Source organism: Sorangium sp. So ce375 (genome assembly GCF_051473855.1).
Classification (GTDB): Bacteria; Myxococcota_A; Polyangia; order Polyangiales; family Polyangiaceae; genus Sorangium.
In genome coordinates this window covers 10226852-10238544 of the sequence record NZ_CP150335.1, presented here as the reverse complement: position 1 = coordinate 10238544, position 11693 = coordinate 10226852, and the positions used below count along the sequence as shown (strand labels likewise).

The following is an 11693-nucleotide window of genomic DNA, read 5'->3' as shown; positions in this document are numbered from 1 at the left end:
TCGCGCGCCGACGCGTGGGGACGTGCGCGCTGCGGAGGTGCCTGAAGGCGGGAGCGCGCGGTACACGCCGCGCGCCCCCGGCCGCTCAGCCCTCGCGGCCGACGACGCCCCGCAAGCGGACCAGCCCGGGGCCAGCGCGGAGCACCGCCTGGCACGCGAGGCGGAGCCGCGGCGGGGCGCCGAGGCGCTCGAGCAGATCGAGCTCGCCGCGCGCGGGCGGATCGAGGTGCTGCTCGCCCTCGACGACCTCGACGCGGCACGTGGCGCAGCGCGCGTCACGGCACGAGAAGACGACCGGAGCGCGCGCGTCGTCGCAGACATCGATGAGCCTGCCGGCTCCCGCCTCCGCCGTGACGGCGGGGCCGAGCGCGCCGTCCTCGAACACGACCGTGGGCACCGCCGATCCTCCAGCGCATTTTCTCGGGCGTCTCCACGCACTATACGACGAGCGATGACGGATCGCTGGGACGCAATCATCCTCGGCGGAGGGCCGGGTGGGTCGACGCTCGCGGCATCGATGGCGCGGCTCGGTCGGCGGGCCCTCGTGCTCGAGCGGGAGAGGTTCCCTCGCTTTCACATCGGCGAGTCGCTGCTGCCGCGGTCGCGCGAGGTCTTCGAGCGGCTCGGGCTGGACGAGAAGCTGGACGCGCGCTTCCTCCGCAAATACGGCGCCCGGTTCCTGTGCTCGTCGACGGGGCGGACGCGGACGTACAGCTTCGCCGACGCGTTCGATCCGAAGTTCGAGTTCGCCTACCAGGTGCAGCGCGACGCGTTCGATCAGCTGCTGCTCCGCCACGCCGCGGAGCTCGGGGCGGAGGTGCGCGAGTCGTGGGAGGCCGTCGAGGTGGTGTTCGAGGGCGCCCGCGCCGTCGGGGTGCGCGCGCGGCCGCGCGCTCGATCCGGAGGCGCCGAGCCCGAGGGGGCCGCGTCCGCGCGCGCCGACGCGGGCGACGCCGTCGAGCTCCGGGCGCCGGTGATCGTGGACGCGACGGGGCGGGACACGCTGCTCGCGTCGAGGATGCGGCGCAAGGCGCAGCTGGCCGAGCTCGACAAGACCGCGCTGTTCACCCACTACGAGGGCGTGCCCCGCGAGGACGGGATCCACCAGGGCGACATCCAGGTGGTCATCTTCGAGCACGGGTGGTTCTGGTTCATCCCGTTCCGCGGCGAGGTGACGAGCGTCGGCGCGGTGGTGTCGTCGAGCTGGATCCGGGGCCGGCCGAAGGGGGAGCCCCTCGACGAGCTCTTCGATCGAACCGTCGCGCAGAGCGGGTGGGCGCGGGAGCTCCTCGCGGGCGCGCGGCGCGTCAGGCCGGTGGGGGCGCTCGCCGACTTCTCGTACCGGATCGACCAGCTCGCCGGAGATGGCTGGCTCTTCGTGGGCGACGCGGGCGGGTTCCTCGACCCGCTCTTCTCGACGGGCGCGCACCTCGCCATCAAGGGCGCCGATCTGGCGGCCACGGCCATCCACCGCGCGCTCGACGCCGGGGACACCTCGCGCGCCGCGTTCGCGGGCTACGAGGCGGAGATCCGCTACGCGGTCGATCTCTTCCTCGGCGTCGTGCAGGGCTTCTACAAGGGCCAGTTCCGGGAGACCCTGTTCGAGCCGAACCAGCGGCCCACGATGCGCAAGCTCATCACCAGCATGCTCGCGGGCGACGTGTTCCACGAAGGGCGGCGGCCGCAGTGGGCGTCGTTCCTCCGGCAGCACTATCCGCCGGAGGTGCCCGCCTTCGCGTGAAGCGCGGCGAGCGGCCGCGCGCGTGCCCCGGGCGCCCGCTCGCCCGGTGGAACCGCGATCAGCGGCCGCACACCGCGCGGTCCAGGACCGCGTCGCTCATCTGCTTGCAGGCGGCCGCGATCGCGACGCGCGCCTCCGCCCTCGCGTCGCCCTCCAGCGCCTCGTCGTCGGCCTCCGCCCTGGCCTCGAGCACGTCGCGCGCGATCCGGATCGCGGCATCGTGGCTCTTCCTGGTCTCCGCGGGCAGCTTGCTGGCGCAGGCGGTCATCGTGGCCAGGTAGCTGTCGCACGCGTCGACCCCGGTGCTGTCGAGGTCGGCCTTCCCCGCATCGCCGCCTGCCTTGCCGCAGCCGAGGGCGAGGGTGCCCCACAGAAGAAGTGCCAGGTGAGCTCTCGCCATCGTCGCGCGTCCCGGGGCGCCGCAGGAGGCCGGCGCTGGCCGCCTCGCGCGCTGCCCGACGCGGCGCACCCTGCCATGAGCGCGCGCCGCGGGGCAATTTTCGGCGGGTCAGGCGCGACGGCGCGCCTGCCATGAGCGCGCGCCGCGGGGCCAACGCGGCGGGTCAGGCGCGACGGCGCCTGCCATGAGCGCGCGCCGCGGGGCCAACGCGGCGGGTCAGGCGCGGATCAGCAGGATGGCGTGCTCGTGGCGCGGGCGGCGCTGGAAGGCGCGCGCGGTGGGGCGGTGGAAGTGGGGGCGCGGCTGCGACGCGACGGCGCGGACCGCGAAGCGCGCGCCGGACGCGGCGGCCCGGACCACGTCGACGGCGTAGACAGGCGCGCCGGCGACGACGCTGTCGGCGATCAGCAGCACGAGCGGCGCGCCGCTCCGGAGGACGCGCGCGAGCGCGGCGAGCACGGAGCCGAGCTCCTCGCGCCAGCGCGCGCGGCCGGCCTCGGGGCCGAGCGGGTCGAGGTGCCGGCGTGCCCCGATCTCGTCCTGCTCGAAGCGGGCGCTCCGGAGCCGGAGCCAGCGCAGCCTCGCCTCGTGGTGCGCGAGGTAGTCGTACACACCGGGGTAGGGCGGCGACGTGATCGCGAGGTGGACCGAGCCGGTCTCGACGCCGCGGAGCGCGCGCGCGTCGCCCTCCTCGACGAGCGCGGGCGGGCTCGCTTCGAGCTGAGCGGCGACGTCGGCGAGGCGCTGGGCGAGCTCCTCCGCCTTGCGGACGAAGAGCCGCGCCGGATAGCCGGCGGCGATCCGCCGCGGCAGCTCGTGCTCCGAGGTGTCGGACGTGCGGCGGCTGAGCTTCGTGAGGATGGCGGAGAGGACGAGCTCGAGATCCGCGCGGAGCGCGTCGGCGCCGTGGCCCGCGATGCGGTCGAGGCCGATGCGGAGCCCGTCGAGCTCGAGGAGCACGTGCGGCTCGAACAGGGCGACGTCCTCGGGGCCGTACCGGCGGCTCGGGCCGGCGCGCGCCTTGCGGCGCTCATCGGCCACGGCCGCGACCTCGCGGGAGGCGGCGACGAGCCGCTCGCGCTCGCCGGGGGTGCTGCCCTGGACCTTCAGGCGGGCGAGGCGCACGGCCAGGGGGTTCGCGTCGACGCCGATCGCCGCCCGGCCCGCGAGCCGCGCCTCGACGAGGACGGTGCCGCTGCCGCAGAAGGGGTCGAGCACCCGCTCGCCCGGCCTGGAGAGGCCCTCGATCAGCCGGCGGGCCGTGTCCGGGTGCATCCGGGCCGGGTAGCTGTGGAACCCGTGAACGTGCGCGCGCGCCGCTTCCTCCGCCGTGCTCGAGCTGGCGACGTCGAGCGCGTGGGCGAGCATCGCGGCGCCTTCGGGGTCGCCCTCGAGCAGCGTCGCGCCGCCGACGTGGGTCAGGGCGCGGCGCTCCTGCGGCGGGGGCTGGATCGCGCGGGCCTTCTGCCGCGGCGGACCGGGCTTCGGCTTGGGATCAGCGCTTCGCGGGGTCGACATGGGCGGTCCGTTGGGTCAGGGGCTCGGTGAAGGCTTCCTCCTCCGCGGCGAGGGTGTGCGCCACGCTGTCGGCCGCGGCCTCGTCCCGGTCTTCGCCGCGCGCCGCGCCGACGCGCAGCTTCGGCGCGTAGCCGAACTCGCCCGCGGGGCTCACCGCGCCGCGCACGACGTCGTTGACCTCCAGCAGCGCGAGGAGCTCCTCGGCCTGGGGCTCGGCGATGCGGAGGGTCGAGGCGAGCCTGTCGGCGGTGAGCGGGCCGTCGGCCTGGCGGGCGACGTCGGAGGCGACAGAGACCCACGCGGCGTCGAGCGCGGGCGCGATCTCCCGGCTCCGCGACTTGGCCTGCCGGAGAGCCCAGAGGGTGAAGGCGGCGACGGGCACCATGGTCAGGAGCCCGGCGGTGAAGAGCCCGATGCTCGCGCCGAGGACGAGCAACAGCACGGCGAACAGGAACAGCTCGAAGCCGAGCAGCGCGCTCGCCGCGACGCCGGCGGCGCGCCAGACCGAGCGCGCGGAGGCCGCCGCGCGCGCCTTCTGGAGCAGCGGCACCTCGCGGCCGGATCGCTTGACGTGGTCGTCGGCGAGTGGGACGCGCGGGCCGCCGCAGGCGTCGCACTGGAACCGCAGCTCGGGGTGCGCGGAGGCGCCGGCGACGCCGCGGCAGTGCGGGCAGGCCTCGGCGCGCGGGTCCGCGCCGCACTGCGGGCAGCGATCGCTCTCCGGCGCGAACGCCGCGGCGCACACGCGGCAGCGGGCGGCGCCGGGCGACGCGTCGCTCACGGCGCGCTCGCGGCGGGGGCCGAGCGGGCGCCGCTCACGCTGCGCAGCACGGCGTCGAACAGGGCGCGCCCGTCCGCGCAGCCCTGGCCCTGGAAGGGCTCGCTCATCCGTTCGGGGTGGGGCATCAGCCCGAGCACGTTCCGCCGGGGCCCGCCGTAGATGCCGGCGATGTCCATCGCCGATCCGTTGGGGTTCGCGTCGCCGCCGACCAGCCCCTCGCTGTCGCAGTACTGCAGCGCGATGGCGCGCTCGTTGACGAGCTTGCGCAGCGTCTCGGGATCCGCCTGGTACCGCCCTTCGGCGTGGGCGATCGGCAGGCGGAGCACCCGGGGCAGGCCGCCCGTGAACGGCCTTTCCGCGCGCGGGGTCACGAAGACGTCGCGGCGCTCCGTGCGGACCTGGAGCACGTCGCGGAGCGTATGGATCATTTCGGCCCCGGCGCTGGAGCCCGGGAAGATGACCACGGTCGCGTGCATGGCCGTCGACGTACTCCGGTTGTCGGCGCTCGGCCAGGGGTCCTGACGGAGCGCGCTGCTTCACCGGCCTCTTTTGGCGTGCCATGATGGGACATGGCGTCGCGATGGGCGCGGACCGGTCGAACCGACGCGACGGTGCGCGCGGCGTCCGGCTACCTCGTCCTGGCGGCGCTGGCGATCTCGCTGGGCCTGGTGCTGCGCGATGGATGGCCGTGGATCCACCCGAGCCCGTGGCTCGCGCTGCCGCCGCTCATCGCGCTCCTGATGAGCGTCGCGCTCGGCCTCACGCTGGCGGCCGGGGTCGTCGTGACGACGCGCGTCGCCGTGGTCCGGTTCGGCTGGGCCCGGCGCCTGCACGCGGAGCTCCGCCCGGTCGCGCTGGACTTCTCGCCCGGCCAGATCCTGCTCCTCGCGGGCCTCTCGAGCCTCGGGGAGGAGCTGCTCTTCCGAGGGCTCCTGACGCCGCTCCTCGGCGTGTCGCTGAGCGCGCTCCTCTTTGGCCTGATGCACCAGATGCGCGGTCCGAGCCGCTGGGTGTGGATCGGCTGGGCGGTGGGCGTGGGCGCGGGGCTCGGCGCCATCTTCGCGGCGACGGGGTCGCTCGTCGGGCCGATCGTGGCGCACGCTGTCGTGAACGCGGTGAACCTGAGCTACCTGCGCGATCACGATCCGGGTGAGGTGGAGCAGCGGACGATGCTCTGAGCTGGGGCTCGCCCGGAGACGGGCGACCTGGTGGGGAGGGGAGGTTTTGCCGAGATGCACGGCCCCCTGGGAGGGAGCCCGCCGCGCGGCGCGGGGGATGGGCAGAACGGGGTTCGACCCTCGGCGAAGGTGGCCGAAGGGGTGGGACAACGGGGGTCGACCCCCGGCGAAGGTGGCCGAAGGGGGGGACGACGGGGGTTCGACCCCCGGCGAAGGTGGCCGAAGGGGTGGGACGACGGGGTTCGACCCCCGGCGAAGGTGGCCGAAGGGGGGGGACGACGGGGGTTCGACCCCCGGCGAAGGTGGCCGAAGGGGTGGGACAACGGGGTTCGACCCCCGGCGAAGGTGGCCGAAGGGGGGGACGACGGGGTTCGACCCCCGGCGAAGGTGGCCGAAGGGGTGGGACAACGGGGGCGACCGAAGCGGTGCGACGGTCGGAGGTCGGTACGCTGGGATGTGGTCCTGGCGATCCGGACGTGGCACAAGAGCCGCCTCCGCATGCAGCCCCCTTGGAAGCTCCTCGTCGAGGATCTCGGCCGCATCGCACACGCGGAGATCGAGGCCCGCCCGCTGCTCCTCTTCGTAGGCGGGAACAACACCGGCAAGACGTACCTCGCCTCGCTGCTCTGGGGGTTGCTGTCGCTGAGTAGCGATCTGCCCGTCGCGCGGGGAGATGCCTACCAGCGTTACGTCTCCTGGCTCGAGGAGCGCTTCGCGCGGCGCGAGCAGGAGCCGACGTTCGAGATCACGCCCGAGGTTCACGCGGATCTCGTCCAGATCGCCAACGACACGCTGCGGGAACACGGCACCACGCTCGCCGAGCAGACGTTCAACCGGCCTGGTTTCAAGGTCGGCAAGATCGAGCTGCGGGAGGTCTCCCTGCCCAAGGAGAGCTCGTACCGCTGGATCACGCGCCAGAGTCGGAAGCAGCCCTTTGTCATCCTGTCGACAGTTCGTCGCGACCACTTCAAGTGGACCGTTGCTGGCGTCGAAGACCCCGTTGGACGTGCCTTCGCCATCGAGCTCCTGGCGAAAGATCACCTCGCGAACGCGCTCGGAGGCGCTGGGCCAGGATACGCCAACAATCGCCCCAGCCTCCCTCATGAGGGGCCGGTCTTCCTTCCCGCGTCACGGACGGGGTTCATGCTCCTCTACCGCAGCCTCGCGCAGCAGCTCGTTGGGGACGTCCTCATCAAGACGGGGGCTGCTCGCCGGCCCGCGCCCGACCTGACCCGGCCAGCCATCGACTTCATCGACCTGCTCGTCGGTCTTCGACCCGAGGAGGGCGCGTACCCCGAGGAAGCGGCCTTCCTCGAGCGCGCGATGGGAGGGCGGCTCGCGCTCCGATCCGGCGTCGGGCTCAACGAGGTGGTCTACGAGCACACCGAGGGCGAGCCCCCGCTGCCGATGGAGCTCTCCTCGTCCCTCGTTACCGAGCTCGCCCCGGTGGTCGTCACGCTCCGCCACGTCGGCAACTACCGCGTCCTCGTGATCGAGGAGCCCGAAGCGCACCTCCATCCGAGGCTCCAGCGCCGGCTGGCGCAGGTCATCGTCCGCCTCGTCCGGAAGGGGCTCTTCGTCTGGATCACGACGCACAGCGAGAACTTCTGCCAGCAGATCAACAATTTCATGAAGCTCGGCGCGCACCCTCAGCGGGCCGAGATGCAGCGCAAGCACGGCTACGAGGAGATCGACTACCTCGAGCTGGACGACGTCGCGGGCTACCAGTTCGAAGCAGATCCGTCCGGCAGGCGCACCACCGTCACCGAGATGCAGAAGACGGCGTCGGGCCTGGTCATGCCGACCTTCAACCGCGAGCTCGCGGCCCTGACCGACGAGGCGCTGGATTTCGAGCGGCCCGACGGCGAGGAATGAGGCTTCCTGGGACCATCGAGGAACGCCTCAAGGTGATCCGGGGCGGCCGCTGGAAGCTGCTCCACGCGACGGACGTCGCCGAGCTCGAGGACGAAGGCGTTCGCGTGAGCTGCGCGCTCGCCGGCGCCGCTTCATGCATCGAGCTCCGTCTGATGCCGGGTGACGTGCAGCTCCTGCGCGAGAGCGCATGCGCGGACTTCGCGCTGCTGCTGGCTCGTGGAGACGACGCGTTCGAAGCGCACATCATCGAGCTCAAGCGGTCCGTGGGGAAGGACACGTGGGAGCACGTGCAAAAGCAGCTCGAGTGGGCCGCCGTTCGGCTCCTGGCCATCGCGGGCGTCCTCGGCGTCCGGATCCGCGGCGTGGTCGCCTACACGGCGTTCTGCAGCGACAAGCTCGCGCGCGAGAGCTCCACGAACCCCGCCATCATGAAGACTTCCCTCGGTCCATCCGATGCGAGCGAGTCGAACGTCCGTCGCTGGGCGGAAGCGCGGCGCTCCTGGGAGCGCGGGAGCATCTGGATGCAGGAGCTCCGCCGACACATCGAGCACAGGCAAATCCGGACACACGAGGTCGGACCGGCTGCAGCCGGCCACGCCACCGTGACATGTCGACCGCGCTCGGCGCCGGGTGAGGACGACACGAGCTGGCTCTTCGAGCCTGCCGCGGGGTAGCGCGGCGATTCCTCCGCGCCTTGCGCATCCTCGTGCGCGTACGTGGCGGCGCACGTCGAACGAGCGGATCGATCAGCAGCGGTCCAGGCCCCCGCCGGTGCATGCAGGTCGGTGCCCTCACCCGCTCTCCTCTCCCGCCCCCCTCTCAGCGTTTCTTCGCGTCAGGGCGGGGAGGCCTGGGCGGCGCCGGTCTCGGGGGGATCGGCGTCGCACGCGGCGGGCTTTCGTGGCTCTCCGGCTGGGTCGCTGGCGGGGCGGTTCCGCGGGAGAGCTCGCCCGCCTCCATGGCGCTCCGCGCCTCGCGGCCTGGCGAAGACAGCGGCGCGGTCGGCTGGCGGGCCGACGGCTGCGACGGAGGCGTTCGGCCCCCGCTTCGCGGGAGCGTCGGGGGGTCGTTCTCCTCCATGCCCGCGCCGCGCCGGCTCGACGGCGATGCCCTTCGGGCCAGCGAGGGCAGCGTCGGCGGCGCCACGGGGATGGGCTCGAAGTCGAAGTTCAGCTCGAGCGACGGCGGCCCATCGGAGATCGCCGCGGTGTCGGAGCCCTTCCGCGGCGCAGAGGCGGGCCCGCGGCGGAGGCGCTCCTCGGACGACACGCGCGACGACGGCGGCGCGACGTCGTCCAGGATGGACGACGGCCCGCCGAGCGCGGTCGTCGCCATCCGGGGCTCCGGACGGCGCCGCGATGGCGGGATGTGCAGCTCGACGCGGGTGCTCTCGTCCTCGAGACGGGTCGCCTCGAGCAGGTAGGCGGCGATGGATGTCCGGTCCGCCGGCACAGGGCGGTCGCCTGGGACGAACGCGAACCGTCCGACCTTCCAGCTGAGCATGGTGCGGAGCGCGGCGAGCGCCGAGACGCGCGTGCCTCCCACGGTCCCCTCGACGATGCACCCTTCGGCGATGTCCAGCTGAGCCCGCCGCTTCTTGCTGCTCACCTCGAACATGCCAGACCGCCGCTCCATCTCGAGGACGGTGAGGACCGTCGCGATCGACATCTGGCTGAGATCGCCCTCGATCGCTGTCTGATCGACGGAGGTCGGGATCGACATGAGGCTGTCCCGCCGCTGGCGCAGGCGCGACGCCATCTGCACGAGCGCCCCGATCTGCGCGACGACCTCGCCGACCCGGAACGGCTTGGTCATGTAGACGTCGGCGCCCACGTGGAACCCTTCGAGTCGGGCCTCCTGGTCGTCGAGCCCGGAGAGGAACAGGAAGGGCGTGACGGACACCCGCGACGGCTGGGTGCGCACGTTGCGTGCGACCCAGTAGCCGTCGTGATCGGGCAGGCCGATGTCACAGACGATGCACTCGGGCTCCAGGGTGCAGGCGGTCGAGAGCCCGGCCTCTGCGGTGGCGCAGAAGACGACCTCGTAACCTACGTCGCGGATCGCGGTGGCGAGCAGGTCCGCGACATACTCTTCGTCCTCGATCACGAGCACGACCCCGCTCGGCATCTAGCAGACGGTACACGCGCCCTGCGGGGGTGGCCAAGGGTGAATGGCGGAGAGCCAGCCTGATCATCCGCCGGCGCGCCGCCGTCCAGACTTCCCGCGCCAGCGCTCGGCGTGACGCGCGGCGACCGAGCTCGCCGCGGCGTCTCGCGCGAGCTCGGCTCGGCGGGACGTCCTGTGCGCGTTCGCCCGCGGCGTCCGGCCGCGGCGAGGGATTCACGCTATAAGAACGGAAATGGCAACTCTGGTCCGAGAGGCCGACGGTGCGGCGCGGCCCGGCGAGCAGGCTCCCCCGGGGGCTCGCGTCTTCATCGCGATGAGCGGCGGAGTCGACTCGTCCGTCGCGGCGGCGCGCCTCTGCGACGCTGGATACGAGGTCGTCGGCGTGACGCTGCACCTCTGGGACTATCCCGACGACGGCAGCGTCAAGAGCCGCTGCTGCGCGCCCGAGGATCAGCACGACGCTCGCCGGGTCGCCGACCACCTCGGCATCCCGCACTACACGTTCGATCGCCGCGCCCTGTTCCGCGAGCACGTCGTCGATCCCTTCGTCGAGGCGTACCTCGCGGGCGAGACGCCGAGCCCGTGCGTGGCCTGCAACCGCTCGGTCAAGCTCCGGGAGCTGTTCCCGCTGGCGGAGCGGCTCGGCGTCTCCTGGGTCGCGACGGGCCACTACGCGCGGGTCGTCATGGAGGAGGGCGGCGCGCGACTCTACCGTGGCCGCGATCGACACAAGGATCAGAGCTACTTCCTGCACATGCTCCGATCGGACGAGCTGTCGCGGCTCCTCTTCCCGCTCGGCGACTCGACAAAGGACGAGGTGCGCGCCGAGGCGATCGCCCGCGGGCTCCCGGGCGCCGAGAAGGGGGAGAGCCAGGAGCTCTGCTTCATCCCGTCCGGCCGTTATGCGCCCTTCGTGGCCGAGCGCGCCGCGGACAGGCTCCGGCCCGGCCCGATCGTCGATCGGGACGGCCGCGTTGTCGGGTCGCACGGCGGCGTGCACGGCTTCACGGTGGGCCAGCGCAAGGGCATCGGCGTCTCGCTCGGCCGCCCCGCGTTCGTCGTGGGGCTCGACGCCGCGTCCGGCGCGGTGCACCTCGGCGACGAGGGCGATCTGTACGCCGCGGGCGCCGAGATCGCCGACGCTGTGTGGTGCGACGACGCGGTGTTCCCCTTGGAAGCCGAGGTGCGGGTGCGGGCGCGGCACGAGGCGGCGCCCGGCGTCATCGAGCGGCGCCGCGACCCTGCGACGGGGGCGGAGAGCTTCGTCGCGCGGTTCGCGAGCCCGGTGCGGTCCGTCTCCCCCGGGCAGATGGCCGTTGTCTACCGGGGCGATCGCGTCCTCGGCGGAGGCCGCATCAAGGCGGCTCTCCGCTCGGAGGCGGCGTCGTGAGGGCCCGTGCGCTCGCTCCCTTCGCGTGCGCGCTCTCGCTGGGGTGCTCGCTCGGGCAGGGGGAAGGCGAGGTCCGCAGCGACCACCTGCGCGCCGCCGGCTGCTGGGACGACAGCTACGACATGCGCCCGGACTTCTTCGCCGCGGTCCCCTACCGCTCCACCTTGCAGGTCCGGGTGCAGCGGGGGAGCGATCTGCAGGAGATCTCGGACGGGCTCGCGGTGCTGATCGACGACGTCGACCTCATCCGCGGAGACGGGCGCGTGAACAAGCTCGACGTCGACCTGAGCGTCGGGCTCCCGCCGGGCGTCGAGCTGCCGGGCTCGCCTCCGCCGACGCCCAAGCCGGAGGGGCTCGCTCCGCTCGTGCACATGGTGCTTTACCTCCAGCGGTCGTGCCACAACCAGAACACCGTGCTCTACGCCGTCGAGGGGACCATCAAGTTCCAGGCGCTGTTCAGCGGCGACCCCAACGAGACGGATGCGGTCGACAAGTACACCGACGCGACGTTCGACGTCTGGGTCGGCGATCCGCGCGATGCGGGCCTCGGTCACCCGGCGGACGCCATCCCTCGGGAGCTCCTCTCGCAGGTCACCGGGGGGTTCCGCTTCTACTTCGAGCGAGGTCAACCTGGGCAACCGTTCCCCTGAGCTCGTCACGACTCCGTCCCGGGTCTCAGGTGG

12 protein-coding genes are annotated in these 11693 nt (G+C 73.1%); 6 read left to right on the top strand and 6 right to left on the bottom strand.

All coding sequences use genetic code 11. From position 1 onward, the window contains the following. Nucleotides 1-85: 85 nt before the first annotated feature. Nucleotides 86-397 (bottom strand): 2Fe-2S iron-sulfur cluster-binding protein, encoded by a 312-nt coding sequence (locus WME90_RS38260; protein WP_437277016.1) that lies wholly within the window; start codon nt 395-397, stop codon nt 86-88. 54 nt (nt 398-451) lie between these two features. Between WME90_RS38260 and WME90_RS38255 the strand changes: the two genes are divergently transcribed. Beyond that, entirely contained in the window at nt 452-1741 is a 1290-nt protein-coding gene (locus tag WME90_RS38255) for an NAD(P)/FAD-dependent oxidoreductase (protein ID WP_437277015.1), read from the top strand. A 58-nt stretch (nt 1742-1799) separates the two neighbouring features. Here the strand turns inward: WME90_RS38255 and WME90_RS38250 are convergent, their stop codons facing one another. The 4 genes from WME90_RS38250 to WME90_RS38235 form a co-directional block, all read right to left on the bottom strand. Next, nucleotides 1800-2141 carry a hypothetical protein gene (locus WME90_RS38250; protein WP_437277014.1) on the bottom strand — a complete coding sequence of 114 codons (342 nt, stop codon included), beginning with the start codon at nt 2139-2141 and terminating at the stop codon, nt 1800-1802. Between the two features lie 216 nt (nt 2142-2357). Continuing rightward, nucleotides 2358-3659 carry a DNA methyltransferase gene (locus WME90_RS38245; RefSeq protein ID WP_437277013.1) on the bottom strand — a complete coding sequence of 434 codons (1302 nt, stop codon included), beginning with the start codon at nt 3657-3659 and terminating at the stop codon, nt 2358-2360. Continuing rightward, nucleotides 3637-4440: a zinc ribbon domain-containing protein gene (locus WME90_RS38240; protein ID WP_437277012.1), complete on the bottom strand. Its 804-nt coding sequence runs from the start codon at nt 4438-4440 to the stop codon at nt 3637-3639. The genes WME90_RS38245 and WME90_RS38240 overlap by 23 nt, the downstream gene beginning before the upstream one ends. Then, nucleotides 4437-4916 (bottom strand): phosphoribosylformylglycinamidine synthase subunit PurQ, encoded by a 480-nt coding sequence (locus WME90_RS38235; RefSeq protein ID WP_437277011.1) that lies wholly within the window; start codon nt 4914-4916, stop codon nt 4437-4439. Before WME90_RS38235 ends, WME90_RS38240 begins: the two co-directional genes overlap by 4 nt. A gap of 93 nt (nt 4917-5009) precedes the next feature. On the opposite strand from WME90_RS38235, the gene WME90_RS38230 reads away from it, so the two are divergent. From WME90_RS38230 to WME90_RS38220, 3 genes are all read left to right on the top strand, one after another. Continuing rightward, nucleotides 5010-5618: a CPBP family intramembrane glutamic endopeptidase gene (locus tag WME90_RS38230; protein WP_437277010.1), complete on the top strand. Its 609-nt coding sequence runs from the start codon at nt 5010-5012 to the stop codon at nt 5616-5618. A 498-nt stretch (nt 5619-6116) separates the two neighbouring features. Then, a complete protein-coding gene (locus WME90_RS38225) occupies nt 6117-7493 on the top strand; it encodes an AAA family ATPase (RefSeq protein WP_437277009.1) in 1377 nt (458 codons plus the stop codon). Further along, nucleotides 7490-8167 carry a hypothetical protein gene (locus tag WME90_RS38220; RefSeq protein ID WP_437277008.1) on the top strand — a complete coding sequence of 226 codons (678 nt, stop codon included), beginning with the start codon at nt 7490-7492 and terminating at the stop codon, nt 8165-8167. The genes WME90_RS38225 and WME90_RS38220 overlap by 4 nt, the downstream gene beginning before the upstream one ends. A gap of 145 nt (nt 8168-8312) precedes the next feature. On the opposite strand, the gene WME90_RS38215 is transcribed toward WME90_RS38220, so the two are convergent. Beyond that, entirely contained in the window at nt 8313-9620 is a 1308-nt protein-coding gene (locus WME90_RS38215; protein ID WP_437277007.1) for a response regulator, read from the bottom strand. Between the two features lie 232 nt (nt 9621-9852). Between WME90_RS38215 and mnmA the strand changes: the two genes are divergently transcribed. Continuing rightward, nucleotides 9853-11010, top strand: coding sequence for a tRNA 2-thiouridine(34) synthase MnmA (gene mnmA / locus WME90_RS38210; protein ID WP_437277006.1), 1158 nt, complete (start codon nt 9853-9855; stop codon nt 11008-11010). Beyond that, the gene (locus WME90_RS38205; protein WP_437277005.1) at nt 11007-11660 is read left to right on the top strand and encodes a hypothetical protein; all 654 of its coding nucleotides are present in this window, start codon (nt 11007-11009) and stop codon (nt 11658-11660) included. The genes mnmA and WME90_RS38205 overlap by 4 nt, the downstream gene beginning before the upstream one ends. Nucleotides 11661-11693 lie beyond the last annotated feature (33 nt).

Bases quoted from the DNA above. Each gene is read 5' to 3' on its own strand.
- WME90_RS38255 (WP_437277015.1), top strand. From the start codon at position 452: ATGACGGATCGCTGGGACGCAATCATCCTCGGCGGAGGGCCGGGTGGG.
- WME90_RS38245 (WP_437277013.1), bottom strand. From the start codon at position 3,659: ATGTCGACCCCGCGAAGCGCTGATCCCAAGCCGAAGCCCGGTCCGCCG.
- WME90_RS38215 (WP_437277007.1), bottom strand. From the start codon at position 9,620: ATGCCGAGCGGGGTCGTGCTCGTGATCGAGGACGAAGAGTATGTCGCG.
- WME90_RS38250 (WP_437277014.1), bottom strand. From the start codon at position 2,141: ATGGCGAGAGCTCACCTGGCACTTCTTCTGTGGGGCACCCTCGCCCTC.
- WME90_RS38225 (WP_437277009.1), top strand. From the start codon at position 6,117: ATGCAGCCCCCTTGGAAGCTCCTCGTCGAGGATCTCGGCCGCATCGCA.
- WME90_RS38230 (WP_437277010.1), top strand. From the start codon at position 5,010: ATGGCGTCGCGATGGGCGCGGACCGGTCGAACCGACGCGACGGTGCGC.
- mnmA (WP_437277006.1), top strand. From the start codon at position 9,853: ATGGCAACTCTGGTCCGAGAGGCCGACGGTGCGGCGCGGCCCGGCGAG.
- WME90_RS38220 (WP_437277008.1), top strand. From the start codon at position 7,490: ATGAGGCTTCCTGGGACCATCGAGGAACGCCTCAAGGTGATCCGGGGC.
- WME90_RS38235 (WP_437277011.1), bottom strand. From the start codon at position 4,916: ATGCACGCGACCGTGGTCATCTTCCCGGGCTCCAGCGCCGGGGCCGAA.